Origin of the sequence: Caballeronia udeis, from assembly GCF_001544555.2 — a bacterium.
In the GTDB taxonomy this organism is placed as follows: domain Bacteria; phylum Pseudomonadota; class Gammaproteobacteria; order Burkholderiales; family Burkholderiaceae; genus Caballeronia; species Caballeronia udeis.
On record NZ_FCOK02000008.1, the window covers coordinates 138448 to 164897 of the forward strand.

A 26450-nucleotide genomic window follows, 5' to 3' on the forward strand; every position below is an offset into this window, starting at 1 on the left:
ATGGGCATTCAGGTTACAGCAGGGACCACGCTGCAATGCAGCTTTGGCGCGGCGCCGGGAACGCTCGGCGTGCTGCCGGTGAACCGTGTGCTGTCCGGCGCGCCGGCGGCAACCGTGATGGACCACCTGCCGATGGTCAACGTGATGCCGTTCGGGACATGCATGTGCATGGCCAATCCGATGGTCGCCGCCGCGACCGCCGCCGCGCTCGGCGTGCTGACGCCCATGCCTTGCATACCGGTCACGGCCGCGCCGTGGGTGCCGGGGTCTCCGACCGTGCTGATCGGCGGGCTGCCGGCGTTGCAGAACTCGTCGAAGCTGATGTGCTCGTGGGGCGGCGTGATCCAGATCGTCGCGCCCGCGCAGTTCACCACCATGGTTCCTTAAGGATAACGCCCGATGCAGCAATACGTTTTTTCGATGACTTCACGGATGGTGACCATTGCCGCGGCCTGCGCATTGTTGCTCTGTGTCCTGCTGTTCCTGCTGGGCATCGAGATCGGCGCGCGCTTGAGCGCGGCCCCGCCGCCCGACGCGTCCATGACTCCGGCAGTTCCCTCAGCGGTATCCGCCAGCAGTGTTCCACCGCAGCCGGCATCGCAAGGTACTAATGACCTCGCCGCGGTTCCCGCTTCCTCGACTCTCTAAGACTGGTACTTTTCATGTCGTTTCTGCTTCTTATCGTGACTCTTATCGTTACCCGGACCCTCGACCGCCAAGCGCTGGCGGTGCGTATCACGAGCGGCATGCGGCGCCCGGCAGTCATGCTGCTCGCGGCCATCGTCACTCTGGCTGCATTGCCCGCCGGCGCTGCGGGCAATGCGCCGCCAGCCGCGCCCCGCGCACCGGCCGCAGCAGCATCCGCCGCCACAGCAGCAGCTTTGCCGGTGACATCGACGGGTCTGGTCCAGATGCCGGACGGACGGCTGCTCGCGCCTGAGTTCGCACGTATCGTCGAACGGGGAGAGCTGGTGGTCGCGGTGCTCGGCGTCGACCAGCCGCCGTTCTTCGAAGAACGCTTCGGCAAGCTGACCGGTCTCGATATCACCCTCGCCGGCGACATCGCAAAGAAGCTCGGGGTGAAGGTGCGCTTCAATCGCGACGCGAAGACCTTCGACGAGGTCGTGAGCCTGCTCGCGAAAGGGCAGGCGGACCTCGCCGTCAGCAAGTTGTCGCGGACCCTGTCGCGCGCGCAGGTGATCAGCTTCAGCACGCCTTATCTGAGCCTGAAGCGTGCGTTGCTGCTCAATCGCGTGAAATTCGCGCAGCTCGCGCACGGCCGGGGGGTGCCGGAAGTGATCCGTTCGTACGACGGCTCGATCGGCGTAGTTGCCGACTCGTCGTACGCCGGTTATGTCGTCACCAATTTTCCGCAGGCGCAGGTGCACAGTTATCCGACCTGGGAGTCGGTGCTCCGCGCGCTGAACGCCGGCGAAGTGACGGCGGCCTACCGCGATGAGTTCGAGGTGAAGCGCGTGCTCAAGCTTGACCCGACCGCGTCGCTGCGGCTTCGTGTCGTCACGCTGCAGGATCTGGAAGACACGCTCGCGATCGGCGTGAACGTTTCCAACCCGACGCTGCTTGCGTTCATCAACCAGTTTCTGGCCGAGCGCAACACCAAGTTCGACGTGAGCACGGTCCTGCAGGCAACCAACGACTGATGCGCACACACATAACTACATACGCACATACGCAAGAGAGCACGCCATGAATTCCAGCAAGATCTATGCATTTGCCCTAAACCCGTGGGTGGTGATCGGCAGCCTCGCGATCGGCGGCTCACTCGGCGTGCTCATGCCCGTCGAGGCGCAGAAACTCGGCTTCATCGGCGACATCTATGTGGACCTGCTGAAGATGACGACCTTGCCGTTCATGATCTCGGCGGTCATCTTCAGTTTGCAGCGCCTGTTTCGCGACGGCGGCACCTCGCGCCTGCTGGTTCGGGTGGTCACGGTGTTCCTGTGTGCCTCGGCGACGGTCGCGGTCGTTGGCGCGATCGTGCTGCTGGTGCTTCATCCCGGCAAGAATCTGTCCAGTGCGACGATGCAGACTTTCGGTCTGATGGTGGGCAACGACAGCACCTCCAGCGATACCGTGATGAGCCTGTACGGTGCCGATGTCACGCAAGCGCCGCTCAGTTTCTCCGACGTACTGACGAGTCTCGTGCCGACCAACATCTTCGCCGCGCTCGCTAACGGTGACGCGCTGAAGGCGCTGGTGTTCGCGCTGCTGTTCGGTCTTGCGGTCGGACGTGTGCCCGAGCGCATCTCGGCCGGCCTTAGCCAGTCGCTGGAGACCGTCTATCACGCGTGTCAGAGATTGATGCACTGGCTCAGCTATCCGCTGCCGCTGATCCTGATCTGCATGAGCGCCGCCCAGCTCGGCAAGTCGGGTGTAGGACCGCTGCACGCGATGCTGCATTTCGTCATAGCGTTTTTCATCGCTTCCGTGTTGTTGTTGCTGCTTGCGACCGCGATCATCTGGAAACGGTCGAGTCATAGCCTCGGGAAGACGCTGGGCGAACTGCGCGCGCCGTTCGCGCTCGCACTCGCGACCCGCAACAGCGCGGCATGCATGCCGAGCATGATCGAAAGCCTCGTCGACGGACTGGGTTTTGCGCGTTCACGCGTCGAGTTGCTGGTGCCGCTGACGATCTCGCTGTTGCGCGTCGGGCCGATGGTCTATTACGTGTGCGCGACCCTCTTCATCGCGCAGCTGTATGGGCACTCCCTCGGCATCGTCGAGCTGGCCACGGTGCTGCTCGCGTCGGTGCTGGCCGGTTTTGCATCGGCCGGAATGACCGGGCTCGTCACGGTATCGCTGGTGGGCATGACGTGCGCGTATCTGCGCCTGCCGTTCGAAGCAGCGTTCATCCTGTTTCTCGCGGTGGATCCGTTGTGCGACATGCTGCGCACGCTGATCCTCGTGATCGGCAACGCAGCCGCGGTGACGCTGATCTGTCCGCGCCCGTTGAAAATCTAGGACCATTGATGACACTCATCGGAGTTCTCGGCGGCATGGGACCGCTCGCGACGGTCGACTTCATGGCGAAGGTCGTGCAACTCACCATTGCTACCTGCGACCAGCAGCATCTGCCTATGCTGGTCGCCAACCTGCCGCACGTCGCGGACCGCTCCCGCGCCATTCTCGGGGACGGTGAGGATTGTCTCGACGGTCTGCTTGCGGGCATCGATTTGCTGAACCGCAACGGCGTAGGACTCGTCGCGATCCCGTGCAATTCGGCTCATCACTGGTATGCACAGATGGTGGCGCGCAGTGACGCGCCGGTTCTGCACATTGCCGATGCCTGCGTAGCCGCCGTGCCCGTTTCGGCGCGACGCGCAGCCGTGCTCGGCACCGGCGGCACCCTGGTGTCCGGCTTTTATCAGGCGGCGCTGGCCGCGCGCGGCATCGAGCCGGTGGTGCCCGACGCAGAGATGCAGCAAGAGATCGCCGCGTGTATCCACGAGGTCAAGGCTGGCGCACTCGAGCGGGCCGCCGGCCATTTGGCGGTGGTGCTCGACCAACTGGCCGCGCAGGATGTGCGCGCGGCGGTGATGGGCTGCACGGAGATTCCACTGGCCGCACGGCATCTGCCGGATCCGCCGGTGACGTTGATCGACAGTTCGCTGGAGCTGGCGCGCGCCACGGTATCGTTCGCGGTCGCGCGCGGCTGGAACAGGCCGCAATGAAGACCTTGCAGATACTCTCGCAGAGCACCCTGGGCTTGCTGCTGTGCCTTGCAGCAGGTGGCCTGTGCGGCGTGTTCGCCGCGCCGGCCGGCGCATTCGCGTATTTCGTCGGGGAACTGTATCTGTCGGTCGTCAACATGGCAGCCGTTCCGCTGCTGGTGGTGGCGACGTTTTTCGGGTTGCGCCAGGTGCTGACGTTGCCGCGGCCAGCCGTGCGCGTCGGCACGATAGTCGGTCTGGCTGTCGCGCTGGTCGTGTTGTGCGCGATCGGCGGCACGCTGGCCGGCGTGCTCATGATGCCGGGTCAGCATCTCTCCGAGGCCGCGCACGCACAGCTCGGCGGCCTCGTTCTCAAAAACGCGAGCGATGCCGGCGAAGTGCACGTCACGCTGTTCGGCCATGTGTCGCACGCTGCGTCGAGCGTGGGTGCCTATGGCGTGCAGGATCTGTTTCCGGACAATTTCTACCGGGTGCTCGCTGAAGGCCGCTCGCTCGGCATCCTGACCGGCACGATCCTCTTCGGCATGGCGTTCGCCACGCTCTCACGTGACCAGTCGAACATGTTGAACAGTGTGTTCGAGGGTGTGTACCGGGCGCTCGAGATCATCATCGCTCATGCGAACCTGCTGATTCCCGTGCTGGCGTTCGGCATGGCCGCGCATCTGACATCGCATACGGAGCGTGCCACGCTCAGCGCCATGGGCGGTTTCCTGCTGTGCTTGCTGCTGACCACCTTGTTGCTTGGCGGCTTCGCGCTGGCGATGATCGCGGCGCGCAGCAGCCAGCCGCTGGGGCAAGTGCTCAGGGGCCTGAAGGCGCCCCTGCTGGTAGGCCTGACGTCTGGAAGCGCGACAGCGCCGATCCCGCACACCATTGAGGCGATGAGCGCGGCGCTGGGTTTCAGCCGCGGCATAGTCGAACTGGTGGTGCCGTTCGGCTCGGTGTTCCTGCGGGCCGGCTCCGCACTCTACTTCGCGCTTGCGACTGTGTTCGTCGCGAATCTGTACGAGCGCCCGCTCGATGCCGGCGACCTCGTGCTGATCGCCGCCGCTGCGGCGCTGGCCTCATTCATCTCCGCCGGGCAGAACGGCGTGGCGACAGTCGGCTATACGGGCGTCGTGCTGTCGTTCCTGCATCTGCCGGTGGAAGCCGCCGGCGTGCTGTTCGTCACGATCGATCTTATCTGCGAAGGCCCGCGCAACGTGCTGAGCCTGTTATCGGTCTGCACGGTGATTGCGCTCGTGTCGGCGGGATTGCCGTCGGAACGGATTCAGACGGCCGATGGGCATGGCGGCGTCCAACCCGCACAGGTGCTGCGTTTCGAGTTCACGCGCGCGCAGCTCATGCTGGCGGCAGGCTGCGTGGCCGTGGCGGCGTCGCTGATCGTATTGATGGGCATTGGAGTTGGAGCGAGATGACGAACTGGTTGATGAGCGAAGATGTGCGCCGCATGTCGCGCCGAGGCGCTCGCCTGTTGATGGCGATCGGCTGCGCGTGCGTGCTCGCGAGCTGCGGCATGCTGGGTCTGAGCGGCGAGAAAGCATCGTGGTCGCAGGTGACGTTTGTGGCCGGCGACGACATGAACAACAACAGCCCGTTGGCGGTGGACGTGGTGCTGGTGAGTGACGAAGCGATGCTCGCACGGCTCGCCGAGCTGCCCGCATCGAAATGGTTCGCGGGGCGCGCCGATCTGCTCAGCACGTTCCCGAAGAGCTTGCGCTACCGCGGCTGGGAACTGGTGCCCGGCCAGCGGGTGGACCTGCCAGATGATGCGTTCACCGGCCCGCGTGTCGTCGCGGCTTTTGTGTTTGCCAATTACCCCGACCCCGGCGCGCATCGCGTCCGGATACAAAAGTTCAGCGGTCACCTCGTCGTGCAGTTGGACAGCAATAGTTTTTCAGTCGCGGATACGAAATGAAAGTCTGTGAGCACCTGTTGAAACATCGCCCCGCCAGCCCGGCGGGCGCACACCGTCGCGCGAACGAACGGGGCGCGTGGAGGAACAACCATGTCTAACCCGGCTAACGCGGTGACCGAGCGCATCGAGTGGTTCGAAGGCATGTTGCTGTCGCCGCAGCATTTTCAGTTGATGGCCGCGCGGGTCGATTCGCTCGTGGCGTGGCAGACCCTGGCCGCCGCGCCGTTCAGTTGGGGCGTGCGGCGCCTGGTGTTCGACAACGGTTTGTTGCCGACCGGACTCGTGCGGATTCTCGAGCTCGACGCGATCATGCCCGACGGCACGGCGGTTTCGTATGCGGCCGAGTCGAGCCAGCACGGGCGGCTTGAGCTGTCGCTTGCGCCGTTTGCCGAGCAGTTGGCGAAAGGGCCGCTCGATTTCCATCTGGTGCTGCCGGTCGCGGCTACGATGCGCCGCGATGCGCAGGTGAAGCGCTTTCGTTCGACCGCGGGTGTGCCGGTCGAAGACGAAGTGTCCGACGCGCCGCCTGCCGATATCCCGCGCCTCCTGCCGAATCTCGCGCTGACTGCGGGCGAACTGCCTTCGGGGATGCATGTGCATTTGCGGCTCGGCTCGGTATATCGCGACAACGAGGTGGTGCGGCTTGGCGACAGCCTGCCGCCGCTGCTTGAGATAGCCCGCGACAACCCGCTGTGGACCGCCGTCGCTTCGCTGCTCGGACAACTGCGCGGCAAGGCGGCCTTCGTCGCGCGGCAGACGGCCAATCCGTCGTCGAAAGTGGATGACCGTCTGACCCAGCTGGAATTGAAGGATCGCCTGCGCAGCCTGCTGAGCGCGTTGCCGCTTGCCGAAGCGGTGCTGCGCACGCCGCATCTGCATCCGCTCGCCCTGTTCTGGTCGCTGGCGTCGCTAAGCGGAGCGCTCGCCACGATCAAGCCCGGAGGCCTGCCCCCGGTGCCGCCCGATTACGACCATGCGGATCCGCTGGCTGTGTTCACGCCGTTGTTGCGTTCACTGCGCGAATCGGTTTCCGAAGTCAGCGAGGACTACCGCGAGCACAAGTTCGATTTCCGCCACGGCGCATTCGAAATCGGCTTGCAGCCGGACTGGGTCGGCGAGCGTCTCGTCGTGGGTCTGCGCGGCCAGTCCGAGCGTGACCTGCTCGCATGGATGGACGGTGCGGTGATCGGCTCGCAGTCCGTGTATGCATCGCTGCGGGCGCGCCGTGTGCTCGGCGCTTCGCGGCGCGGCGTCGATTATGCGGACGAACTTGGGATCCGTTCCGGTTCCGGGTACCTGCTGTTCGAGATCGACGCCGAAGCGGCGCTCGTGCATGCCGCCGAGCCGCTGGTGATCGGGAATCCGAACGAAGGCGCGAGCGCGCAGCGGCCACAGGAAATGCTGCTGTTCGTGAAGGGCTGATGCCCGGCATGACACTGGGACAGTAAAGATGAAAGCAACGATGAAGGTACGCTGAGCATGGCACGCAATCGACCGCTTGAACCCGAAGAAGACGACCTCGTGACTGAACAGTTCCGGGTTTTTCTCGATGAGCTCGTCAAGGCGCAGGCGCGTTTTTCCGAGGTGCCCGGCACGGATCCGGATGTCGCGGCGCTTGGCCTGAGCCGTCATCTCCTGAATCTGCTCGAGGTGCAGACGCTGCAGTCACGGCGCGACAGCTCGCGCTTCGAAATGGAAAACGTCGCCGATGCGCGTTACCTGAAAGCCGTGCTTGCCGATGAAATCCTGCTCAATACGCCGTGGACCGGCCGCGAGCGCTGGACCGCGTATCTGCTCGAATCGACGCTGTTTCGCACCAATGTCGCGGGCGATCTGGTGTTCCGCCGCATCGAGCAGCTGCTGTCGGACCGCGAACCGTCGCGCCGTCACGTCGCGCGGCTTTACCTGTTCGCGCTCGCCATGGGTTTTCAGGGCCGCTTTCGCGATGCCGACGCGGCCGCGAGGCTGCGCAGCTACCGCGAGGAACTCTACGAGTTCGTCTATCAGCGCCGCGCGGATCTTGGCGGCCGTGACCGCGTGCTGGCCGAGCCGGCGTACGCGAACACACTGTCGCACGTCGCGCCGCGCAAGCTGCCGACCGTCAGCCGCTGGACGGTGATTTTCCTGCTCGCACTGGTGTCGTTGCTGGCGATTTCCGAAGTGCTATGGCTGTGGCAATCATGGCCGGTGCGCGAAGCGTTGTATGCCGATCCGGTGACGGGGGTGAACCCGTGAATCCACTCAAGCTGATCAGGGTTGCGGCAGTGCGCGGCGCGCGGTGCAGGGGAGCGCGAGCATGTTGACGAGCAATCTGTTCCTGTTGTCGATTGCAGTGCTGACGCTGGTAGTGTGCGTCGTGCTCGGCGCCGTGCTGTACTTCGCGTTGCATGGCGCGCAAAGCAAGCCCGCCCCGGATCGCAAGATCGTCCGCCTGCGCTCGGATTCGCTGCGCAGCGCGTTTCGCGAGGCTGTCGAGCTGATCGAAGGGAATATTGCGTCGCGCGCCGAGCGCTACAACATTCCTTGGATCATGATCCTCAATGAAGGCGACGATCCGCGCCCGCTGCCGATCGCGCAATCCGGCGTGGCGAGCGTGTTGAGCGCGGAGGCGGCCAGTCCGGCTGCCACGCAGGGGATCTCGTGGCATTTCTTCGATCGCGGCATCGTCGTCGATATCAAGGCGGCCTATCTCGGTTCTCCGGAAGATGACGGCGATGAAAAGCCGTGGGACGAGTTTCTCGGCCTGTGCCGCAACTATCGGCAACAGCGGCCGTTCGACTCGGTCGTCATCACCGTACCGGCTGCGACACTGCTTGCCGACGACACTGATGCGCAACTCGAGCTGGTGCGTCATGCGAAGCTCGCCCATCGGCGCCTGTGGCTCGCGCAGAACCGTTTCGCGATGCGCTTCGCAGTGTATGTCGTGGTCACGGGCTGCGAGGCGCTGACGGGCTTCGCCCCGTTTGCCCGTGCATTGCCGGAGGCGTTGCGCGCGAGCATGCTCGGCTGGTCGTCGCCGTATGACCTGTCCACCACGTATTCGTCGGATTGGGTCGACACGGCGATGCACAGCATCATGCGTTCGGTCTCGGATGCGAGCGCTGAACTGTTCGCGCTCGATGCCGGGCAGATGGACGCTCGCCAGTTCCTGCTGTTGCCGTCGCGGATCGAGGCGATGAGCGCGCAATTGCAGCGCTACGTCGATGAACTGCTGCGCGCGAGCGCCTACCACGAGCCGTTTTTCTTCCGCGGCATCTATCTGACCGGTGACAGCAGCGAATTTGCCCAGTGGAGCGTGGGGCAGGGCGACGAATCCGCGGTGAAGCGTGATGCGCTCGCGTCGCCGGAGTCGTCTGCATCGCCTGCATTCGACGAAGACCTGGCGACGGGCGGCGTGACCCGCTACGAAACGGGCGAAATGGGCGACGCCGCCTTGCAGCCGGCCGGCGGCGATTCGCCCATGGGCCGCCGCGAACCGGGTGGCTCGCTCAACGACCTGATGTTGCAGCCCGCGTTCCTGCGCGACCTGTTCGAAAAGAAAATCTTCCTGGAGTACGGCCTGACGCGACCGTCGCGCTCGCAATACCTGGCGCGTCCGGTGCTGAGCCGGGCGTTGCGCTGGGGCGGCATCGCGCTGCTTGGGAGCTGGGGTCTCGGGCTCGTCGTGGCGACGGTTCAACTGAGCCATCGCAACGGCGAACTGGTCGCTGCGCTCGGCTCGCTGCACAGGGACGCGCAGGAGCGTTCCGCGGCCGCGCAGCAGGCCCAGGACCTTCCGGCGGACTGGTACCGTCGCCGGGCGCTTGCGTTGATTGCGCTGAACCAGCATCTGAAAACCGACAGCGCATGGACGGTTTTCATGCCGGGCTCGTGGAGTGCGGTCGACGATCTGAACGCACGCGTGAAGGAGCGCTTTGAACGCGAATTCGGCGAAATCGCGGTGACTGCGCTGGAGCGCGAGATGTTTTTGCGCGTGAGCCAGTTGACGGGTGAAAGCCGCGACCCGAGCACCGGCCAGTTGATCGTCAACGACGACTGCACGGCGCCGGCAGCGGCGCGCAGCGACGTGCGCGGCGCCACGGGCCTCGCTGTCGACAACTTGCCGCAGGTGCGCGCATTGCAGCAGTACGTCGGCTCGGTCGATCAGCTTGACGCCGCGTTGCAGGCGCTGCAGCGCCTGCAGACACCGTCTCCGGACAATGCCGACGCATTGCGGCTGGTGGTGCGTTATGCGCTTGGCGCCGAATTGCAAGGCAGCGTGGCCGGCACCTTGCCTTACTTCTATCGCGATCCGGCCGGTCGCGGCGCGGCCAACTTCGCGGCCAATCCCACGGGCAACGTCAATCTGCCGGTCATCCAGCAGGCGCTGCGCTGCACGCTCGACAAGGGCGCGCAACAGGTCGGCAGCGGCCTGTTCACCAACAACGCGTTGCTGGCCGCGGAGCGTTCGGTCACGGAACATCTGAACAACCTGTCGGTCGGCAACGCAGGCGCGGCGAATTTCACGCAACTGACCAATAACTATCGCGCGATCGTCGGGGGTATCGATGCGCAGCGGGATCTATTGGCGTCGGGCGACGGCGGTTGGCTGCGCCGGCCGCAATTCACGCCGGGGCCGGTCTATGAACGCACCCTCGCGCATGCGGCACAGAACCGCTTGCTCGGGCCCGATCTCGTGGCGCGTATTCGTGAGCGCGATGACACGGCGTTTCAGGCATTTCGCAGCGAACTCGCGCTGCGTTTCGACGCGCCGGACGGTGGCCTCGTATGGCTCGACAAGGACGCCCGCTATGCGGTCTCGCCGGCACGGCTGGCCCTGCGCGACAGCCTGTCCAATCTGCTGGGCCAGCCGTTCATGACGGCGCCGCGGGACCGTGCGCTGCCCGAGCTCGGCGAAGGCTCGACGATCGTCTGGGATCGCGCGCAACTTGACCAGGCGCTGACCCTCGGCGACGTTCACAAGCGCTTCGTGACCGATGGTCTCGCGACCTTGCCGGCGGCAACCCGGCCGGCGATCGAGCAGGCGCTCGACGTTCAGTTCGCGCAGTTGATACTCGATCAGACCGCGGCCGCCGCGACGATTACGCCAGCTCAAGGCGAGACGGACAGCGCCGCGTTCGACGCGTCGCGCGCGCGCCTCGTCAGGATCGAAGCGCTGTTGACGGAGATGAATGCGTCGGCTCAGGTCGAGGATCTGGACCGCCTGATGTCACGCGATGCGACGGCGCATCTGAAACTCATCGACGATGCGCTAAGGCAATCCGAGTTGTACGCGACTCGCGACAGTGTCGCGTACGACGGCGCCAGCAGTAGCCGCTCGCCCGTGCTGGCGGCGTTCGGCGTTCCGGATGCCGGCGCGCTCGCGGTCTATCTGGACCAGCAATCGGGCCGTGCGCTCGCGCTCGGCAAGGAGGCCTCCGTCTATCTGGCCGGGCTTGACGCGGCCGACGCGGCGTCGCCGCTCGCGCAGCGCTGGCAGTCGATCGTGCGCGATCTCGAACGTTATCGCCTGAAAAATCCGAACAGCAGTCTGCTGCGGCTCGAGCAGTTCGTGGCGATGGCCGCGGCCGACCCGGGCGCACGCAACTGCATGGGGAAGTTTGCCGGCCGGCCTGCCGCGAACGGGGCCGATGACTACTTCGCGGCGTTGCACGCGCGTCTTTACGATCGCCTGCTGGCGCGCTGCAGCCAGAGCGACGTGTACGACTTGCGGCAGCAGTGGGACAGCTTCGCGACGGCCTTCAACCAGAACATCGCCGGGCGGCAACCCTTCAACGGTGCGAGACTGATGCCCGTCGCGAACGGGGGCGAGGCGAGCTCGGTGGATTTCGGCGAACTGGGTCAGGTGCTCAGGCGTTACGCGGCTGTGTCGGATACGTTCCGCGCCGCACACACAGGGGCGGACATGCAGCCGTCGTTGACGAACGCCTCGGTGCGCCGGTTCATCGGCAATTTCGATCAAATCAGAACGCTGCTCGCGCCGCTCTATCCGGCTGACGATGGCGCGCCGACGGGTTATGACGTAAGCGTCGAATTCCGCGTCAATCGCGGCGCTGAAGTGGCGGCGAACCAGGTGATCGACTGGACTTTGTCGATCGGCTCGCAAAGCCTGTCGTTGCACGATGCTCCGCATCCGCTTCACTGGGATTACGGCACGCCGGTGTCACTGGTGCTGCGTTTCGCGAAAGACTCGCCGCTCATCGCGGCAAGCGACCCGCAGCAGCGCGCGCTGTCCACTGACGGACGCACGCTCACCTGGCAATTCGCGGACCCTTGGGCGTTGCTGTCGTTTATCGGAGGGCAGCGTGTGGCGGATGCGAGCCTGAGAGGCGACAGCGCGTCGCAACTGCTGGGCTTTTATTTCCCGATTGGCACGGCGAGCCCGGCCGACCTGGCCCTGTTGCCGAAGCAGGCCCGGGGCAGTGCATTCCTGCGCCTGACGCTGACGCCCGCCGGCAAGAAAACCCCACTGCCGTGGCCCGGCAGTTTCCCGGCGCGCGCGCCGGACTGGACCGCGTTATGAAACTGGCTGACACAATGGATCTTGCGACGCCGGCGTTTGACGTCGATCTCGAATCGCTTCTTGCATCGCTTCTTGCGCCGGTCGCAGGCGGCGAGGGCGGCGCCGGCATTTCGCTGCGCTATGACCCGGTCTACCAGCGGATTCGCGATGCCCGGCATCAGGACGACGCGACGCTGCCGATGGGTGAATGGGAGCGCCCACTGATCAAGGCCGACTGGAAAACGGTCGCCGCGTTATGCAGTGACGCGCTCGGCAACCGCAGCAAGGATTTTCAGTTGGCGGCATGGCTTTGCGAAGCGTGGACGCATTTGCACCGGATCGACGGGTTCGTTGCCGGGACGCGACTCCTGGCTGCGCTGGTCGAGCGCTATTGGGACCATGCATGGCCGCGGGTCGAGGACGAGGACGACGACGTGGAGGTGCGGATTGCGCCGTTCGTCTGGATGAACGACGCCTTTTCGTTAATGCTGTCATTGCATGTGCCGTTGATGGCGATCGACGGGCGCGAACCGGCCGAGGTCAATCTCGACGACTGGCAACGGGTCCTGCAGCTTGCCGATGACGACGCCAGCACAGGCTCGCTCACGCGCGATCTGCTCTCGCAGCATCTGAACAAAGGGCGCAATCTTGCGAACCTGATGTCATTGCATCAGCAACTGGACGGCGCGCTTGGCGCCTGGCGCTCGCTTACCGGTCGGGTCGACGAACGGTTGCACGACGATGGCCCGAATCTTTCGCGCGTCAGCAACGTGTTGGCGCGGCTCGCGCGTGCGACCGCGAGCCTGCTTGGCGAGCACGCGTTGCCGCAGACGCCGCCTGGAGGGGCGCGGGACAAGTTCGCGCATTTACCGGCGGCAGAGCCGGCGAATGCAGGCGAGTTTGCGTCCGCGGAACAGGAGGGGCCGTTGGGATCCGGGGCATTCGCCGGCGATTCGCAACGCGATGCGGAGAAGGGGCGCCGCGAGGCGATGGCGGCATTGCCGGATCATATCGAGAGCCGCGCGCACGCCTACCGGTTGATCGAAATCGTCGCACGTTATCTCGAGGAAAACGAGCCGCATAGTCCCACGCCGTATCTGCTCAAGCGAGCCGTGTCGTGGGGACAAATGCCGCTCGCGGACCTGATGCGCGAGATCGTGCGCACCGAGGGAGACTTGACGCGTTACCTCGCGCTGCTCGGACTGGAACGGTGAACCGGGTTCAATGAACCTCTCGAACCCGGTTGCTTCGGTTACTCCGCTTACGAGCGAAGCCACCTTTGTTCGGGCGACCCCCTCAGCTTAAGCGGACGTGTCGTGTCGTGTCGCCGCGCAGAGCAACACATTATTGCCGCACATCAAGCCGATACCACGTGATCTGCCTATACGGTTCACCGGGCCGGACGATCACGTTGCCCGCATCCGCCATGTTGACCTGATTCGGAAATGCGCCGGCCTGGAGACACAGGCCGGCGTGCTTTCCATAGCGCCGTCCATGCCGTCCCACGATGCCGTCCAGATGATTGCCGGTATAGAACTGCACCCCGGGTGCGCTGGTTCCCATCGTCAGCTCGCGGCCGCTGCCGGGGTCGTAGAGCCGCACGACAGGCTTGAGCGTCTTGCCGCTTTCACCTACGACGTAACAATGATCGAAACCGCCCGCTCGCACGAGCTGATCGTGCGGCCAGTCGAGCCGCGCGCCGAGCGGAGCGCCCGCGCGGAAGTCGAACGCGTGGCCCGCGACCTGCGCGCGGCCTTCCGGAATCAGCGCTGCGTCGACTTCGAAGAACGTGTCGGCATCGATGGAAATCACGTGGCCGCGGATATCGGCCGTTTCGTCGCCGGACAGGTTGAAGCAAGCGTGGTTCGTCAGGTTGAGCGGTGTAGGCGCGTCCGATACCGCTTCATACGCGAGCGTCAGCGTGCCGTCGTCGTCGAGCGTGTAGCGTAATGTGGTTGACACATTGCCGGGGAATCCCGCGTCGCCTTCCGGCGATTCATGCGTGAGGACCAGTCCGCCGTCCACTTCCTGAGCGTCCCATAGCGCGCGATGAAAGCCCGCTGCGCCGCCGTGCAGCAAGTTGTGGCCCTCGTTGCGATCGAGCGAATACGCGACGTTGTCGAGTGCGAAGCGCGCGTTCTCGATCCGGTTTGCCCAGCGTCCGATCACGCCGCCCAGATAGGCCTGCCCGGCGAAATATTCAGCGGGCGTGTCGTGGCCCAGCAGGACATCGGCTACGCGCCCCGCGCGGTCCGCGGTATTCCATGAGACCAGCGTCGCGCCGAGATCGCTGATCGCGACGCGCATGCCGTGCACGTTGCGCAGCGTGAACAGGCGCGCCACGTCGCCGCCGGGCAACTCGCCCCAGCGTTCGACACTGACACGCGCGGAGCCTGGGCGGATTGGGGTGGGCATATCGGCTAGATTCATGGAGAGCGGGGATCAGCCGGGTTGTGCGCAGGGCGCGACCGGCAGGCGCTCCTGGTATTCGCGCGGCGTACAGTCCAGCTCGCGGCGGAACACGGCGTACATGTATTGCAGCGAAGTGAAGCCGCAGCGAATGGCGACTTCCGCGCTCGATAAATCGTGACGGGCGAGGAGTTGCTTCGCGATCTCGAGTTTGTGATTCAGGATCTCCTGATGCACGGTGCAGCCGAGTTCGCGGCGGAAGTGATCCTCCAGCGACGAGCGCGACACACCCACGTAATCGGCCACCTGTTCCGTCTTGATGCCCTGGCATCCGTATTGCCGGATGTAGTGGCGCGCACGCATGACATAGGGGCTCGACACCGGTTGATGCCGCGTTGATTCAAGCACGTTGATGCCCACCGGCGGGACGAGGATGCGCCTGCCGTGAAAGCGTGCGCCGCCCAGCATCTGGTGCAGCAAATGAGCCGCTGTCCGGCCCATTTCTTCGGCTCCCTGAATCACGGAAGAGATTGGGATGCGGGTGAGCGAACGGGTCAATGGATCGTTGTCTATGCCGATGATGGCCACTTGCTCGGGTACGGGAATACCCGAAATAAGGCACGCCTGCAGCAGATGCCGTGCGCGTGCATCGGTCACGGCAATCACGCCCACGGGCTTCGGCAAGCTCTCCAGCCACGAGGTCAGTTGCGCGCTTGCCTGGCTCCAGACGGGCGCGCTGGTCGGCAGGCCGCGATGGATATCCGCTTCCAGCCCATCGGCCGCGAGCAGCGCCTTGAAGGCCAGTTCGCGTTCCTGCGCCCAGCGGTTTTCCGGTGCTTCAGGCAGGCTGTACAGCGCAAAACGCTGCAAGCCGGCGCCGATCAGATGCGTGTATGCAAGCGATATCAGCTTGGCGTTGTCGGTCGCAATATAGGGCAGTCTGGCTGGATAACATGCAGGGTCCGCATAAGACGAACCCACGGCGACCACGGGCAGTTGCGAATCTCCCAGTGCTTCGGCCACCGCCGGATCGTCGAAATCCGCGATGATGCCATCTCCTTCGAAGCGTTCGATGCCGTTCAGCCGGCAGCGAAAATCCTCTTCCAGGAAGAGATCCCATGCCACACGCGTGGACAGCAGATAGTTGCCGATGCCGGTAATCACCTCACGGTCATACACCTTGTTCGCGTTGAACAGCAGCGCGATCCGGTGTGATGCCTGAGCGGTCTGTGGTCGTGTCATCGAACTCCGGACGGACGCATGCCGCTGCGTCGCGATATGCCCGTCATCTCCGTTGCAGCGCAATATGCGCCTGTTTTTCCAAGGTCTTTGTAGCGTTCGCTGATTCTAGGCCTGCGCGTCAGCCCACCGCCAGCCTGATTATGACTTACCTGAAGAAACACCATGAGCGCTGGCGGATTTCGCAATTGCCCGCCGTGCGACGATACTGGCAGCATGGTGTCACATTAAAAGCAAGGAGACGCCCATGTCGTATTTCGAACATTTGCCGGCCGTACGTTATGAAGGCCCGCAGTCCGACAATCCTTTCGCCTACCGCCATTACGACCGCGACAAGCTGGTGCTCGGCAAGCGCATGGAGGATCACTTGCGCCTGGCCGTCTGTTACTGGCATACGTTTGTATGGCCGGGGGTGGACATGTTCGGGCAGGGCACGTTTCACCGGCCGTGGCAGCAACCCGGTGACGCAATAGAACGAGCCCATGTGAAAGCCGACTCGGCATTCGAATTCTTCTCGAAACTGGGCGCGCCGTATTACACCTTCCATGACACGGACGTGGCACCCGAAGGTGACAGCATCAAGCACTACGTCAACAACTTCAAAGGCGTCACGGACTATCTGGCGGCCAAGCAGGAGCAGACAGGCATCAAGCTGTTGTGGGGCACGGCGAACCTGTTTTCGCACCCGCGTTATGCTGCAGGGGCCGCAACGAATCCGAACCCGGAAGTGTTTGCGTTCGCAGCCACGCAGGTGTTCCAGGCGCTTGAAGCCACGCATCGGCTTGGCGGAGAAAATTATGTCTTGTGGGGTGGCCGCGAGGGTTATGACACGCTGCTGAACACCGATCTCAAGCGTGAACGTGATCAGCTTGGGCGCTTCCTCAACATGGTGGTGGAGCACAAGCACAAGACCGGTTTCAAGGGCGCGTTGCTGATCGAGCCGAAACCGCAGGAACCGACCAAGCACCAATACGACTACGACGTGGCGACGGTCAACGGTTTTCTCGCGCAGTTCGGTTTGCAAAATGAAATTCGCGTGAACATTGAAGCGAATCATGCAACGCTCGCGGGGCATTCATTCCACCACGAAATTGCGACCGCTTACGCGCTTGGCATCTTCGGCAGTGTCGACGCCAATCGCGGCGATCCGCAAAACGGCTGGGACACCGACCAGTTTCCGAACAGCGTTGAAGAGCTGACGCTGGCGTTGTATGAAATCCTGCGGCATGGCGGCTTCAGTACCGGCGGCATGAACTTCGACGCGAAAGTGCGGCGCCAAAGCGTGGCGCCCGAGGACCTGTTCTTCGGGCATATAGGCGCGATCGATGTCATAGCCCTCGCGCTTGAACGGGCAGCCACGATGGTCGAAAACGACAAGCTTGCGGAGTTCAAGACCCAGCGTTATGCGGGATGGGACACGGAATTTGGCCGCAAGATTCTCTCAGGCGGTTACTCTCTGGAATCGCTGGCCATGGACGCGCTTGGACGTCGCTTGAGCCCTCAACATGTGAGCGGACAACAGGAGCTGCTCGAAAATATCGTGAACAGGGCGATTTATAAGTGATCCGCCACGCTTGGCAAAACCGCAAAGAAGCTGCATTGAAAATCATTAAGCGGTCCGGCTGATTTCGCAATTGCGTTCGAGGCGAATAAGGCCCCAAGCTAACGACAGATTAAAGAGACCGCCAACCCGCAAAACCGACGACCGCGGACACCGATTCGCGGCGCAAGCAGTAGATTCCGCCGACGTCCCTTCTCTCGCTATGCGTGGCCCTGACCGGCCGCGCAGGGAGACGTATCGGCTCGTCAACCATAAAGAGGAGTGAGACATGAAGTTTGCAAAACGCCGTGCTGTGCTCGGATCGCTGGTCTGTGGAGCGATGTTCGCAAGTCTGACCGTGCTTCCTTCGCTGGCTTACGCAAGCAAGGACAAGCCTGAAATTGGCTTTTGCATTGACGATCTGCGGGTCGAACGCTGGTCGCGCGACCGGGATTATTTCGTCGCCGCCGCAACCAAGCTGGGCGCCAAGGTGTCCGTCCAATCTGCCGATGCCAGTGAAGAACGCCAGATATCGCAGATTGAAAACCTGATCTCGCGGGGTGTCGATGTCATTGTGATCGTGCCGTTCAATTCGAAAACCCTCGGCAACGTGGTGGCCGAAGCGAAGAAGGCGGGCATCAAGGTGGTGTCGTACGATCGCCTGATCCTCGATGCAGATGTGGACGCCTATATCTCCTTCGACAACGAGAAGGTCGGCGAAATGCAGGCGCAAGGGGTGTTCAACGCGCAGCCGAAGGGCAACTATTTCATGCTCGGCGGCGCACCGACCGACAACAACGCGAAGATGCTGCGTGAAGGGCAGATGAAGATCCTGAAGCCGGCAATCGATCGCGGCGACATCAAGGTTGTCGGCCAGCAATGGGTGCCGGAATGGAGTGCTGCGACCGCGCTTCGTATCACCGAAGACGCGCTGACCGCGAACAACAACAAGATCGACGCCATTGTGGCGTCCAACGACGGCACGGCCGGCGGCGCTATCCAGGCGCTGGCTGCGCAACACCTCGCGGGCAAGGTGCCTATCTCCGGCCAGGATGCGGACCTGGCTGCAGTCAAGCGCCTGGTGGACGGCACGCAGACCATGACCGTCTATAAGCCGCTCAAGCTGATTGCGGGCGAAGCGGCCAAACTGGCGGTGGACCTGGCGAAAGGGCAGCAACCGGCCTATAACGCGAAATACGACAACGGCATGAAGCAGGTCAACACCGTGTTGCTGCAGCCGACGCTTCTGACGAAGAGCAATGTCGACACCGTGATAAAGGACGGTTTCTATACACAGGCCCAGTTGGCGGGGAATTAACACGCCTTTAGCGTCATGCCGGGCGTGAGGGCCTTACAAGTATGAGTAAGGGTGGGCCTTCACGCTGATTCACTGTCCAGGATAAAACCGCATGGCAAACGCGCTGCTGGAAATGCACGGCATCGTCAAGACGTTTGGCGGTGTGAAGGCGCTCGACGGAATCGACCTCGTGGTCTCGCCCGGGGAATGTGTGGGTTTGTGCGGCGAGAACGGCGCGGGCAAATCGACACTGATGAAAGTGCTGTCCGGTGTCTATCCGCACGGCACATGGGAAGGCGAAATCCGCTGGGAAGGTGAGCCTTTACGGGCATCGACCATCCGCGAAACGGAGGACGCCGGCATTGTCATCATTCATCAGGAACTGATGCTGGTGCCGCAGTTATCAGTGGCGGAAAACATCTTCCTCGGCAACGAGATCACGCTGAGCGGCGGCCGCATGAACTACGCGGCCATGTACCAGCGCGCGGACGAATTGCTGCGCGAACTGAACATCAGCGGCATCAACGTGGCTCAGCCCGTGATGAACTATGGCGGCGGCCATCAGCAGCTGATCGAGATTGCCAAGGCGTTGAACAAGCGCGCAAAGTTGCTGATCCTGGATGAACCTTCGTCGTCCCTGACCGCGAGCGAAATCCGGATCTTGCTGGACATCGTGCGCGACCTGAAGAAACGCGGCGTGGCGTGCGTGTACATCTCGCACAAGCTTGATGAAGTGGAAGCCGTCTGCGACACCATCACGGTGATCCGTGACGGCAAGCACGTCGCCACGCAGCCGATGAAGGACCTGAGCACCGACAGCATCATCGCGATGATGGTGGGCCGCGAGATCAAGAACCTGTTCCCGCGCGAGCCGCATGACATTGGCGAAGTGATCTTCGAGGCGCGCCACGTTACCTGTTTCGATGTGACCAACTCACGCCGCAAGCGCGTGGATGACGTCTCGTTCTCGCTGCGCAAGGGCGAGATTCTTGGCGTCGCGGGATTGGTCGGCGCGGGGCGGACCGAACTGATGCAGGCAATCTTCGGCGCTTACCCGGGCATCAGCGAGGCGGAGGTTTATCTGAACGGCAAGCGCCTGAAGATCAAGACCCCGGCCAACGCAATCGACGCCGGTATCGGCATGGTGCCCGAGGACCGCAAGCGCCACGGCATCGTGCCGCAACTGGGCGTGGGACATAACATCACCCTTGCCGTGCTGAACCGTTTTGCGAAAGGCGGCCGGATTGATTCCGCGGCCGAGCTCGACACGATCCACACCGAGATGAAGCGGCTTTCCGTGCGTGCAGCCACCCCGATGTTGTCCATCGCGAGCCTGTCCGGCGGCAATCAGCAGAAGGCCGTGCTGACCAAGATGCTGCTGACCGACCCCGCAATTCTTATCCTCGATGAACCCACGCGCGGCGTTGACGTAGGCGCCAAGTTCGAGATCTACAAGCTCATGTTCGCGTTGGCCCGGCGCGGCGTGTCGATCATCGTGGTGTCGTCGGAGCTCAACGAAGTGCTTGGCGTGAGCGACCGCGTGCTGGTGATCGGCGAAGGCCAGTTGCGCGGCGACTTCATTAATGAGGGGCTTACGCAGGAACATATCCTGGCGGCGGCCATCCGCGCGACCCCACAGACCAACTCTTTTCAAGCGAGCGTCGCATGACTCCTGACGTCACCTCGTCGCCCAAACGCAGCGCCACCGGCGGCGCGAGCACCTCCTCCGGGCAGCGCTTCAAGCAGCTTTTTACGCGTTACAAGTTGCTCGCGTTGCTGCTGGCGGTCACCGTTATCTGGATCTTCTTTTCCTTCCTCACCGACGGCGCGTTCGTCACGCCGCGCAACCTGTCGAACCTGCTGCGGCAGATGTCGATTACCGGCATGCTCGCGTGCGGCATGGTGTTCGTGATCATCTCGGGCGAGATCGACTTGTCGGTTGGATCGCTGCTCGGTTTGCTCGGCGGCGTGGCCGCTATTCTCGATGTCTCGCATCACTGGCCGATCCAGTTCACGGTGCCGGCAGTCATGCTGCTTGGCATTGCAGTCGGCCTGTTCAACGGCTGGTGGTCGACCTATTTGCGGGTGCCGTCGTTCATTGTCGGGCTTGGCGGCATGCTCGCGTATCGGGGCGTGCTGCTGGGCGTGACGGGTGGTTCGACCATCGCGCCGGTCTCGGGCAACCTGGTGTTCATCGGCCAGGGATATTTGCCACGTATGGCGGGCAATGTGCTGGCCGTCGTGCTGTTTGCGCTGCTCGTCTCGCTGACCGTGCGCCAGCGGCAGAACCGCCTGCGTTACAACCTGGCCGTCGTGCCGCTCTGGCAGGACGGCGTGAAGATCGTGGCGGCGGGGCTCGTGCTGGTCGCGTTCGTGACCACGCTGAACCAGTACGGCGGTATTCCCGTGCCGGTGTTGCTGCTGCTGGCGCTCCTTGGTATTTTCACCTATATCGCGACGCAGACCGTGTTTGGCCGGCGTATTTATGCGGTTGGTTCAAACCTCGAAGCGACCCGCTTATCGGGCGTGAATACGAACCGCGTGAAGCTGATGATCTTCGCGCTGATGGGCCTGATGTGCGCGCTTGCCGGGCTAGTCAACACGGCGCGGCTCGCGGCCGGGTCGCCGTCGGCGGGGACCATGGGCGAACTCGACGCCATTGCCGCGTGCTTTATCGGCGGGACTTCCATGCGCGGTGGCTCGGGTACCGTCTATGGCGCATTGATCGGTGCATTGGTGATGGCGAGCCTGGACAACGGCATGTCCATGCTCGATGTCGATTCGTATTGGCAGATGATCGTGAAGGGCGGGATTCTTGTGCTCGCGGTGTGGATCGATGTCGTGTCGGGTTCTAATCAACGCTGATCAGCACTGGCGCCGGGGTTTCCATGGTGGTTTGACCGGAGGGCAAGTGTCATAAAACTTGGCGCATAATCCGAGCACCGTACGTACCAGATCCGGGAGCCGACATGCTGACCAAGAGCGAAGAGCGCGTAGCGCACCTTCTCACCGACGTAGTCGACTTTGCACGGGGACGGCTGCGCGAGCCCGCGTTCAATGTCGTTGAACCTCTCCTGAGCCACTACTACGAGCTTGCGGACCCCGAAGACGTCCAGAGCCGCGACATAGCCGATCTATACGGCGCGGCCATGGCGCACTGGCAGACGGCGCAAAAATTCACGACGGGCCGCGAGGTCCTGCGGGTATACAACCCCAACCTCGAACAACACGGCTGGCACTCCGATCACACGGTGGTCGAGATCGTCAACGACGACATGCCGTTCCTCGTCGACTCGGTCACCATGGCGGTCAACCGCCTGGGTCTCGCGATGCATTCCGCCATTCATCCGGTGTTCCGGGTCTCCCGCGACGCAAGCGGTGCGATCACGCGTATCGCGTTGGGTCACGTCGACGGTGGCGATCCGCAATCAAGGCTTGAGTCGTTCATTCACTTTGAAGTGGACCGCTGCGGCGAGGCAGCCAAGCTCGACGAGCTACGCAGCGACATCGCGCGCGTGCTTGGCGACGTACGCGCATCGGTTGAAGACTGGCCGAAGATCCTCGATGTTGCGCGTGCCACCATAGGAGAAATGAAAGCGCGCGAGACCAGTGTTGACGGCGTCGAGGCACGCGCGTTCCTGGAGTGGATGGTCGCGGATCATTTCACCTTCCTCGGGCACCGCGACTACGAACTCATTACGCAGGACAACGGGTTCGCGTTGCGCGGCGTGCCGGGCTCCGGCGCGGGACTATTGCGCGAAAGCCTGCGGCCGCCCTCAGCCGATAACATCACGCCCTTGCCTCCGGCAGCGGCCGCCATCATCAACGGCTCCGCGCCAATCTTCCTCACCAAGGCGAATTCGCGCGCGACCGTGCACAGGCCGGGTTACCTGGACTACGTTGGCGTGAAGCGCGTCGGCGCGGATGGCAAGGTGATCGGGGAGCGGCGGTTTATCGGCCTGTACACGTCCACCGCGTATCTGGTTCCGACTTCCGAGATCCCGATCGTGCGGCGCAAATGCGCGAACATCATCAGGCGTGCCGGTTTTCTCGCGAAGGGGCATCTGCACAAGTCGCTGGTGACCGTGCTCGAACAATATCCGCGTGAAGAACTCTTCGAAGCGGATGAGGACGCCTTGTTCGACATCGCGCTTGGCGTGCTGCGGTTGCAGGAACATCAGCGCACACGCCTGTTCGTGCGGCGCGACCGGTTCGACCGCTTTGTCTCATGCCTTGTGTTCGTGCCCCGTGACAAGTTCAACACGGACCTGCGCAAACGCATCGCGAACGTACTCATGGAAGCGTTCAACGGCAAGAGCATCGAGTTTACGCCGCTGCTTTCGGAGTCTCCGCTTGCGCGCATCTATATCACGGTGCGCTCGGATAAAGGCGCAATGCCTGAAGCCGATACGCGCGAACTCGAGCAACGGATCGTGCAGGTTGCGCGCCGCTGGCAGGACGATCTCGCGGATGCGCTGATCGACAGCTACGGTGAAGAGCAGGGCAACCGGCTCCTGAATCGATACGCGGATTCGTTCCCGGCGGGTTACCGGGAGGATTATCCGGCCCGTACGGCGGTCCGCGATATCGAGTTGATCGAGCAGACGCAGGTGAAGGCGGGCGGCCTCGCCATGAGCCTCTACAGGCCGATTGAAGCCGGGCGGCGGGCGTTTCGCTTCAAGGTGTACCGGGTGGGTGACCCGATCGCGCTGTCGCATAGCCTGCCAATGCTGGAGCACCTGGGTGTGCGGGTGGATGAAGAACGGCCTTATCGCATCGAACCGCAGGGTGCGCCGCATGCGTGGATACACGACTTCGGCCTGGAGCTTGCCGACGACGTGGAGTTCGATATCGATCGCGTCAAGGAGCTGTTCGAGAACGCGTTCGCAAGCGTCTGGACCGGCGAGGTCGAGAACGACGACTTCAACCGGCTGGTCCTGCGTGCGCAACTCGGCGCCCGCGACGTCACGATCCTGCGTGCCTACGCCAAGTACCTGCGGCAAGTGGGGTCCACGTTCAGCGACGCTTACATAGAGCGTGCGCTGACCGGCAACCCGGCGATCGCGCGCAAGTTGCTTGAACTGTTCCTGGTGCGCTTCGATCCGGCTCTTCCGGGGTCGGCCGGCGATAACGCTCAAAGCCGCGAGTTTCGCGACACCCGCACGCAGCATGTGCTTGCCGACATAGAAGCCGCGCTCGACAACGTGCCGAATCTGGACGAGGACCGCATCCTGAGGCAGTTCCTGGGCGTGATCAACGCGACGGTGCGCACCAATCACTTTCGTAAGGATGCCGAAGGTAAGTCCAAACCTTACCTGTCGTTCAAACTCGATCCGTCGATGGTGCCGGGCCTGCCCGAGCCCAAGCCGATGTTCGAAATCTGGGTCTATGCGCCGCGAGTCGAAGGCGTGCACTTGCGAGGCGGCAAGGTGGCGCGCGGCGGTTTGCGCTGGTCGGATCGGCGGGAAGATTTTCGCACTGAAGTGCTCGGCCTGATGAAGGCGCAGATGGTGAAGAACACCGTGATCGTGCCGGTGGGATCGAAGGGGGGCTTCGTGGTGAAGAACCCGCCGCCGGTCGCGGACCGCGAGGCGTTCGCGCGTGAAGGTGTGGCCTGCTACCAGATGTTCCTGCGCGGGCTGCTCGATGTGACCGACAACCGTGTGTCCGGCGTCATCGTGCCCCCTCCGGATACCGTGCGCCACGATCCCGACGACCCCTACCTCGTTGTCGCGGCCGACAAGGGCACGGCCACGTTCTCCGACTACGCCAACGCCATTGCGCGCGAATACGGTTTCTGGCTCGACGATGCCTTCGCATCAGGCGGTTCGGTGGGCTACGACCACAAGAGGATGGCGATCACCGCACGCGGCGCGTGGGAATCGGTTAAGCGGCATTCACGCGAGATGGGTGTGGATACCCAGACGACGGACTTTACCGTGGTGGGTATTGGCGACATGTCCGGCGATGTGTTCGGCAACGGCATGCTGCTTTCGCGTCATATCTGCCTGATTGCGGCGTTCGATCATCGTCATATCTTCCTCGATCCAAACCCCGATACCGCCGCGAGTTTCAACGAACGCGAACGGCTGTTCGCGCTGCCGCGATCGAGTTGGGCGGACTATGACACCACGCTGATTTCAGCCGGTGGCGGTGTGTTCCCGCGCACCGCGAAAACCATTCCATTGTCGCCACAGGTCCAGGCCGCGCTCGGCGTGACAGCAACGACGCTCGCGCCAAACGAGTTGATCCGCGCGATTCTGCTGGCGGATGTGCATCTGCTCTATAACGGCGGCGTGGGCACCTATGTCAAGTCGACGCGCGAGACCCCTGCGCAAGTCGGTGACCGCACTAACGACGCCGTGCGCGTCAACGGCTCCGAACTGCGCTGCAGGGTAGTAGCCGAAGGTGGCAACCTGGGCGTGACGCAGCTCGGCCGGATCGAATACGCGCAGCATGGCGGGCGCATCAACACGGACGCCATCGACAACTCCGCGGGCGTGGACTGTTCCGACCACGAAGTGAACATCAAGATCCTGCTTGGTCTGGTCGTGGCAGACGGCGAGATGACGGAGAAGCAGCGTAACGCGCTGCTTGCCGAGATGACCGATGAAGTGGGCCTGCTCGTACTGAAGGACAACTACGCGCAGACGCAGGCGTTATCGATTGCGAATCGCTACGTGGCCGAGTTGCTCGACGGCGAGGCGCGGCTGATGCGCTGGCTCGAACGTGCAGGCAGGCTCAAACGCAAGATCGAATTCCTGCCGTCGGATGAAGACATCACCGAGCGTCAGGCGGCCAAACTTGGGCTCACGTCGCCCGAGCGGGCCGTGCTGCTGGCTTACAGCAAGATGTGGCTCTACGACGAACTGCTCGCCTCGGATGTCCCCGAGGACGTGCTTGTCGCCGGCATGCTGCCCGACTATTTCCCGTTGCCCTTGCAGGCTCGCTACAGCGAACCGATGCAACGCCATCCGCTCAGGCGCGAAATCCTGGCCACGCATCTGACGAATGCGTTGATCAACCGGGTCGGCTGCACCTTCGTGCATCGCTTGATGGAAGAAACCGATGCATGTCCAAGCGAGATCGTGCGTGCCTGCATCATGGCGCGCGACGTGTTCGATCTGAACGAGATCTGGAGCAGTATCGACGGACTCGACAATCACGTCGCAGACGAAGTGCAAGCGCGGATGTTCGTCGATGTCGTGCGTTTGCTGGAGGGCGCAACGCTCTGGTTCCTGCGTCATTTGAAGGTATCGACGGAGGACGCGGGTCTTGCGGCCGAGCGTGTCGCGCGGTGTCGTGAGGCGGCGCAAAGGCTTGCACCGCAGTTGCCGAACTTGCTGCCTGCCGACGAACTCGACGGATGGACGGAACGGCGTCGCGTGCTGGAGGACGCGGGCGTTGAAGGTCCGCTGGCCGCGCTGGTGGCGAGCGGCGGGTTATCGACTGCCGTGCTGGACAGCGCCGAAGTGGCGGCCAGTTGCGACCGTAGCCTCGAGACCGTCGCCAGCGTTTATTTCGCCATAGGCACGTTGCTGAACTACGGCTGGATTGCGGAGCGCGCGATGGCGTTGCCTGCATCCACTCACTGGGACCTGCTCGCGCGGGCGGCTGCGTTGGAAGAACTCGCGCGGCTCAAGCGCGCGTTGACGGTCAGTGCGCTCGAGCAGACACGCGACATTGATACGCCTGAGGTGATCGTCGAAAACTGGCGGTCGAGAAGAGAAGCCGCGGTCGAACGTTACGCACGTCTGCTGGCGGAATTGCGCGCGACAAGCGGCGCGAGTCTTTCGATGCTGCTGGTTGTGGTCCGCGAGATAGCGACGCTGGAACGTGCGTAGTTGCACAGC

18 protein-coding genes are annotated in these 26450 nt (G+C 63.3%); 16 read left to right on the forward strand and 2 right to left on the reverse strand.

Going from position 1 to position 26450, the window contains the following annotated elements; translation table 11 throughout:
• From AWB69_RS08640 to tssA, 11 genes are all read left to right on the forward strand, one after another.
• Complete coding sequence (locus tag AWB69_RS08640) at positions 1–387, forward strand: DUF4280 domain-containing protein (protein ID WP_062084341.1); 387 nt, start codon at positions 1–3, stop codon at positions 385–387.
• 12 nt (positions 388–399) lie between these two features.
• Positions 400–648 carry a hypothetical protein gene (locus tag AWB69_RS45610; RefSeq protein ID WP_075643881.1) on the forward strand — a complete coding sequence of 83 codons (249 nt, stop codon included), beginning with the start codon at positions 400–402 and terminating at the stop codon, positions 646–648.
• Positions 649–746: 98 nt separating this feature from the next.
• The gene (locus AWB69_RS08645; RefSeq protein ID WP_082913313.1) at positions 747–1661 is read left to right on the forward strand and encodes a substrate-binding periplasmic protein; all 915 of its coding nucleotides are present in this window, start codon (positions 747–749) and stop codon (positions 1659–1661) included.
• 46 nt (positions 1662–1707) lie between these two features.
• The gene (locus AWB69_RS08650) at positions 1708–2982 is read left to right on the forward strand and encodes a dicarboxylate/amino acid:cation symporter (protein ID WP_062084343.1); all 1275 of its coding nucleotides are present in this window, start codon (positions 1708–1710) and stop codon (positions 2980–2982) included.
• An 8-nt stretch (positions 2983–2990) separates the two neighbouring features.
• Positions 2991–3692, forward strand: a complete 702-nt coding sequence (gene cuyB / locus AWB69_RS08655) for a cysteate racemase (protein WP_062084345.1) — start codon at positions 2991–2993, stop codon at positions 3690–3692.
• Entirely contained in the window at positions 3689–5110 is a 1422-nt protein-coding gene (locus AWB69_RS08660) for a dicarboxylate/amino acid:cation symporter (RefSeq protein WP_062084347.1), read from the forward strand. Before cuyB ends, AWB69_RS08660 begins: the two co-directional genes overlap by 4 nt.
• A gap of 59 nt (positions 5111–5169) precedes the next feature.
• Positions 5170–5610 carry a hypothetical protein gene (locus AWB69_RS08665; protein WP_197500200.1) on the forward strand — a complete coding sequence of 147 codons (441 nt, stop codon included), beginning with the start codon at positions 5170–5172 and terminating at the stop codon, positions 5608–5610.
• A 90-nt stretch (positions 5611–5700) separates the two neighbouring features.
• Positions 5701–7032 (forward strand): type VI secretion system baseplate subunit TssK, encoded by a 1332-nt coding sequence (gene tssK / locus AWB69_RS08670; protein WP_062084351.1) that lies wholly within the window; start codon positions 5701–5703, stop codon positions 7030–7032.
• A 57-nt stretch (positions 7033–7089) separates the two neighbouring features.
• Positions 7090–7845, forward strand: a complete 756-nt coding sequence (locus AWB69_RS08675; RefSeq protein WP_062084354.1) for a DotU family type IV/VI secretion system protein — start codon at positions 7090–7092, stop codon at positions 7843–7845.
• A gap of 61 nt (positions 7846–7906) precedes the next feature.
• Complete coding sequence (locus AWB69_RS08680; RefSeq protein ID WP_062084356.1) at positions 7907–12133, forward strand: type VI secretion system protein; 4227 nt, start codon at positions 7907–7909, stop codon at positions 12131–12133.
• A complete protein-coding gene (gene tssA / locus AWB69_RS08685; RefSeq protein ID WP_062084358.1) occupies positions 12130–13326 on the forward strand; it encodes a type VI secretion system protein TssA in 1197 nt (398 codons plus the stop codon). The genes AWB69_RS08680 and tssA overlap by 4 nt, the downstream gene beginning before the upstream one ends.
• A 130-nt stretch (positions 13327–13456) precedes the next feature.
• On the opposite strand, the gene AWB69_RS08690 is transcribed toward tssA, so the two are convergent.
• Both AWB69_RS08690 and AWB69_RS08695 read right to left on the reverse strand, forming a co-directional pair.
• A complete protein-coding gene (locus tag AWB69_RS08690) occupies positions 13457–14542 on the reverse strand; it encodes an aldose epimerase family protein (protein WP_062084360.1) in 1086 nt (361 codons plus the stop codon).
• Positions 14543–14554: 12 nt separating this feature from the next.
• Complete coding sequence (locus AWB69_RS08695; protein WP_062084362.1) at positions 14555–15763, reverse strand: XylR family transcriptional regulator; 1209 nt, start codon at positions 15761–15763, stop codon at positions 14555–14557.
• Between the two features lie 244 nt (positions 15764–16007).
• Between AWB69_RS08695 and xylA the strand changes: the two genes are divergently transcribed.
• From xylA to AWB69_RS08720, 5 genes are all read left to right on the forward strand, one after another.
• Complete coding sequence (gene xylA / locus AWB69_RS08700) at positions 16008–17324, forward strand: xylose isomerase (RefSeq protein WP_062084364.1); 1317 nt, start codon at positions 16008–16010, stop codon at positions 17322–17324.
• Between the two features lie 265 nt (positions 17325–17589).
• A complete protein-coding gene (xylF, locus tag AWB69_RS08705; protein ID WP_062084373.1) occupies positions 17590–18618 on the forward strand; it encodes a D-xylose ABC transporter substrate-binding protein in 1029 nt (342 codons plus the stop codon).
• 91 nt (positions 18619–18709) lie between these two features.
• Positions 18710–20266, forward strand: coding sequence for a D-xylose ABC transporter ATP-binding protein (gene xylG / locus AWB69_RS08710; RefSeq protein ID WP_062084376.1), 1557 nt, complete (start codon positions 18710–18712; stop codon positions 20264–20266).
• The gene (locus AWB69_RS08715) at positions 20263–21462 is read left to right on the forward strand and encodes a sugar ABC transporter permease (RefSeq protein ID WP_062084378.1); all 1200 of its coding nucleotides are present in this window, start codon (positions 20263–20265) and stop codon (positions 21460–21462) included. The genes xylG and AWB69_RS08715 overlap by 4 nt, the downstream gene beginning before the upstream one ends.
• A 104-nt stretch (positions 21463–21566) precedes the next feature.
• On the forward strand, positions 21567–26441 hold the full coding sequence (locus AWB69_RS08720) for an NAD-glutamate dehydrogenase (RefSeq protein WP_062084381.1): 4875 nt from the start codon (positions 21567–21569) through the stop codon (positions 26439–26441).
• Positions 26442–26450: the final 9 nt, after the last annotated feature.

Bases quoted from the DNA above. Each gene is read 5' to 3' on its own strand.
- AWB69_RS08640 (WP_062084341.1), top strand. From the start codon at position 1: ATGGGCATTCAGGTTACAGCAGGGACCACGCTGCAATGCAGCTTTGGC.
- AWB69_RS45610 (WP_075643881.1), top strand. From the start codon at position 400: ATGCAGCAATACGTTTTTTCGATGACTTCACGGATGGTGACCATTGCC.
- AWB69_RS08645 (WP_082913313.1), top strand. From the start codon at position 747: ATGCGGCGCCCGGCAGTCATGCTGCTCGCGGCCATCGTCACTCTGGCT.
- AWB69_RS08650 (WP_062084343.1), top strand. From the start codon at position 1,708: ATGAATTCCAGCAAGATCTATGCATTTGCCCTAAACCCGTGGGTGGTG.
- cuyB (WP_062084345.1), top strand. From the start codon at position 2,991: ATGACACTCATCGGAGTTCTCGGCGGCATGGGACCGCTCGCGACGGTC.
- AWB69_RS08660 (WP_062084347.1), top strand. From the start codon at position 3,689: ATGAAGACCTTGCAGATACTCTCGCAGAGCACCCTGGGCTTGCTGCTG.
- AWB69_RS08665 (WP_197500200.1), top strand. From the start codon at position 5,170: ATGGCGATCGGCTGCGCGTGCGTGCTCGCGAGCTGCGGCATGCTGGGT.
- tssK (WP_062084351.1), top strand. From the start codon at position 5,701: ATGTCTAACCCGGCTAACGCGGTGACCGAGCGCATCGAGTGGTTCGAA.
- AWB69_RS08675 (WP_062084354.1), top strand. From the start codon at position 7,090: ATGGCACGCAATCGACCGCTTGAACCCGAAGAAGACGACCTCGTGACT.
- AWB69_RS08680 (WP_062084356.1), top strand. From the start codon at position 7,907: ATGTTGACGAGCAATCTGTTCCTGTTGTCGATTGCAGTGCTGACGCTG.
- tssA (WP_062084358.1), top strand. From the start codon at position 12,130: ATGAAACTGGCTGACACAATGGATCTTGCGACGCCGGCGTTTGACGTC.
- AWB69_RS08690 (WP_062084360.1), bottom strand. From the start codon at position 14,542: ATGAATCTAGCCGATATGCCCACCCCAATCCGCCCAGGCTCCGCGCGT.
- AWB69_RS08695 (WP_062084362.1), bottom strand. From the start codon at position 15,763: ATGACACGACCACAGACCGCTCAGGCATCACACCGGATCGCGCTGCTG.
- xylA (WP_062084364.1), top strand. From the start codon at position 16,008: ATGTCGTATTTCGAACATTTGCCGGCCGTACGTTATGAAGGCCCGCAG.
- xylF (WP_062084373.1), top strand. From the start codon at position 17,590: ATGAAGTTTGCAAAACGCCGTGCTGTGCTCGGATCGCTGGTCTGTGGA.
- xylG (WP_062084376.1), top strand. From the start codon at position 18,710: ATGGCAAACGCGCTGCTGGAAATGCACGGCATCGTCAAGACGTTTGGC.
- AWB69_RS08715 (WP_062084378.1), top strand. From the start codon at position 20,263: ATGACTCCTGACGTCACCTCGTCGCCCAAACGCAGCGCCACCGGCGGC.
- AWB69_RS08720 (WP_062084381.1), top strand. From the start codon at position 21,567: ATGCTGACCAAGAGCGAAGAGCGCGTAGCGCACCTTCTCACCGACGTA.